The 3295-nt window shown below is 77.6% G+C and carries 2 protein-coding genes and 2 pseudogenes; 2 read left to right on the top strand and 2 right to left on the bottom strand.

Going from position 1 to position 3295, the window contains the following annotated elements; genetic code table 11:
• Both AB0K09_RS31690 and AB0K09_RS31685 read left to right on the top strand, forming a co-directional pair.
• A partial coding sequence (locus tag AB0K09_RS31690; RefSeq protein ID WP_366068840.1) for a CAP domain-containing protein occupies positions 1-1258 on the top strand: 1258 nt, incomplete at its 5' end.
• Between the two features lie 171 nt (positions 1259-1429).
• Positions 1430-2080 (top strand): annotated as a pseudogene (locus AB0K09_RS31685) (phosphatase PAP2 family protein); the annotation flags it as partial.
• Positions 2081-2119: 39 nt separating this feature from the next.
• Here AB0K09_RS31685 and AB0K09_RS31680 read toward each other — a convergent pair.
• Entirely contained in the window at positions 2120-2806 is a 687-nt protein-coding gene (locus tag AB0K09_RS31680; protein WP_366068839.1) for a response regulator transcription factor, read from the bottom strand.
• A 4-nt stretch (positions 2807-2810) separates the two neighbouring features.
• Positions 2811-3295, bottom strand: a pseudogene (locus tag AB0K09_RS31675) (sensor histidine kinase); the annotation flags it as partial.

The following is a 3295-nucleotide window of genomic DNA, read 5'->3' as shown; positions in this document are numbered from 1 at the left end:
GGCGGCCGGCGAGCTGACCCGCGCCGAGGTCGCCGCGGCGCTCGAACTCTCCCCGCAGCACACGGCCGTGCGCGTCCAGCGCGTCAAGGAGCAGCTGGACACCGCGCGCGGCGTCGTACGGGCGCTCGCCACCACGCCGCGCTGCCGCGAGCTGGTGGAGCTGATCGCCCCCTGGGACGGCGTGCCGTCCGCGCTGTGGCGCAAGCGGATCGCCCGGCACGCGCGCACGTGCGCGCCCTGCGGCGGCTCCTGGTCGGCGCTGGTGCCGGCGGAGGGGCTGCTGGTCGGCTTCGGCCTGGTGCCGGTGGGCGGTGCGCTGCTCGGCTGGTGGCGCAGTGGCGCGGCGCTCCAGACCCAGCCGATGGCCGCCGTGTCCGCGGCGCACGCTCCGTCGGCCCACTCCCCCTCGCACTCCGGTTCCGGTTCCGCCTCTGCCGGGCGCCCGAGGAGCCACCGCTCCGGCAACGGCCACCGGGCCGGCGGACGGGGCCGGCGCGCGGCGGACGGCCGGTCGCGCACGGCCCGCCGGGCCGCCGTCGGGGCGGGCGTGCTCGCCGTGCTGGCGGGCGGCACCCTGGGCGGCCTCCAGCTGTTCGGCCCGGACGACCGCGGCACCACCGTGAGCACCGAGGCCGGCCCCGCGCAGGACCGAATAGGCAGCCTCGGCGCGCCCGGTGCCGCCCCCCTGGGCGCCACGCCGTCGAACTCCGCCTCGCCTTCCGCCTCCGCGTCCCCCTCCGCCTCCGCGAGCCCCTCGCCGAGCAGCCCCGCTCCCAGGCCGAGCGCCACCGCCGAGCGCACCACCCCGGCCCCCCAGCGCACCGCCGGCACCGGCCGCTCCACGCAGCGCGCGCCCCAGCCGCCCGTCAACCCCGGTGGCGGCCTGGCCGAGCAGGTCACCGCCCTGGTCAACGCCGAGCGCGCCAAGGTGGGTTGCTCCCCGGTGACCCAGAACTCGCAGCTCGCCACCGCGGCCCAGCGGCACTCCGACGACATGGCGGCCCGCAACTTCTTCAACCACACCAACCCCGACGGTGCCGGCCCGGGCGAGCGCATCACCGCCGCGGGCTACAACTGGAGCACCTACGGCGAGAACATCGCCTACGGCCAGCAGGACGCGGCCGCCGTCATGGACGCCTGGATGCACAGCGACGGCCACCGCAAGAACATCCTCAACTGCTCCTTCAAGGAGATCGGCATCGGCGTCAACCACGCGCCGGGCGGCCCGCGCTGGACCCAGGTGTTCGGCGCCCGATGAACCCCGTGCCGGGACGGTGGACCCCTTGCCGCCGTCCCGGCGCGCGGACCACGTCCGCAGCACGGAAGACAGCACGCAGACCCGCCGGTCCGCAACCCCGACCATCGTCAGGGGTGCGGCCCCGTCCTTCGGGACGGGTGCGGACGGGCGGTCGTCCGTAGCGTCCCCGGCATGGGAAGCACAACACGATCAACCGGACACCCCCTCCAGGACCGGGCCCGGCCGTTGCCGGCCGCCGGCGTGCTCGCCGTGGCGGGCGGAACGCTCGCCTGGGCCGCTCCCGCCGGACCGGACGCCCGGGGCGCGACCGAGGTCACCGCGGGGGCTTCCGCCTCGCTGTACCGGTCGGTGGCCGGTGCGGCGGCCGACGCCCCGGGCTGGGCCGGTTCGGCGCTCGCCGCGGCCACCGAGGGAACGCTCGTCGTGCTGGGCCTGCTGCTGGTGTGGGTGGGGTGGACCGCCCTACGCCGCCGGGACGCGGGCGCGCTCGCCGGCGTGCTGCTGACCGGGGCCGCCACCGTGGCCGCCTACGCCGTCAGCGAGGTCCTCAAGACGGCGGTCGGCGAGGAGCGGCCCTGCCGCGCCCTGGCCGGCGTGACGACCGTCGATCCGTGCCCGGCCCCGGGCGACTGGTCCTTCCCCAGCAACCACTCCACCCTCGCGGCCGCCCTCGCCGTGGGCCTCGCCGTGGCGCGGCCTCGCCTGACGGCCGTCACCCTGCCCCTGGGCGTGGCCGCGGCGGCGCTGCGGGTCGCCGTGGGCGCGCACTACCCGCACGACGTCCTCGCCGGCGCGGTGCTGGGCGCCGCCGTGGCCGCCGCGTTCCTGCTGGCGCTGTGGCCGTTCGCCGGGCGGCTGCTGTCAGGGTTCGTCCGGCCGCGCCGGGGCGGTCACGCCCGCCTCGTGGGCCACGACGGCGGCGGCAGCCCGGTTGTCCACGCCCAGCCGCGCCAGGATCGAGCTGACGTGGGCCTTCACGGTGCCTTCCACGACGCGCAGGCGGCGGGCGATCTGCCCGTTGGACAGCCCGGCCCCCAGATGGGCCAGCACCTCCCGCTCGCGGGCGGTCAGGGCCGCGACCCGTTCCCGGGCGGCGGCACGCCGTCCGGCCCCGTCCCCCGCACCGGTCGCGGCGAGATGGGCGACCACCCGCGCGGCGACCGCGGGCGATAGATAGGCGGCGCCCCCGGCCACCGCCCGTACGCCCGCGACGAGTTCCTCCGGCGGCCCGGACTTCACCAGGAACCCGGCGGCGCCGCCGGACAGGGCGCGCAGGATGTAGTCGTCCTCGCCGAAGGTCGTCAGCATCACGACCCCGGTGGCCGGCGCCGCGCGGCGCAGGCTCTCCAGTGCCTCGATGCCGCCCACGCGCGGCATCCGGACGTCGAGCACGGCCACGTCGGGGCGGTGCCGGAGCGCCAGCTCCACCGCCTCGCGGCCGTCCGCCGCCTCCGCGACCACGTCAAGGTCCCCGGCGGTGTGCAGCACGGCCCGCACGCCGTGACGGATCATCGGCTCGTCATCGGCGACGAGGACCCTGATGGTCACGGGCTCATCCCTTCAGCACGGTGAAGCCGGTCAGCCGGCCGTCGCGGAAGCAGAGCCGGTAGGCGTGGCCCGAGGCGGAGACGAAACGGTCCGCCGTCACCGCGTAGTACAGGCACTCGGCCCCTCGTTCGGCCGGCTCGGCCATCCGCGGCCGGTAGGGCAGCTGACGATCCGGCAGCAAGGGCTCCACTTCGCGGCGATTCTGCCCCACGTACAGGGAGGCGTAGACGGCGGGGTCGAGGACCGCGTGGGAGAGGGTCAGCGAGCTCCACAGCACAAGGGCGCCGCTGAGCGCGGCCAGCGTCAGCAGGGGGACGGCGATCGCGGCGGCCAGCGTCCGTTTGGCCCTGCGGCGCGCCCGCCGGTGCTCCGGCGGCAGCGGTTCCGCCGCCGGGGCGGGCGCGGGGCCCGGTGCCGGCCTCCGGGCCGGGACGTGCGGCAGCCGCGCGGTGACGAGGAACCCGCCCGCGCGCGGGCCGTGCCGGAGCG

It is taken from the genome of Streptomyces sp. NPDC049577 (assembly GCF_040675635.1).
Taxonomy (GTDB): domain Bacteria; phylum Actinomycetota; class Actinomycetes; order Streptomycetales; family Streptomycetaceae; genus Streptomyces.
The sequence above is the reverse complement of the archived record's forward strand: the minus strand, read 5'-3'. Positions and strand labels throughout refer to the sequence as shown.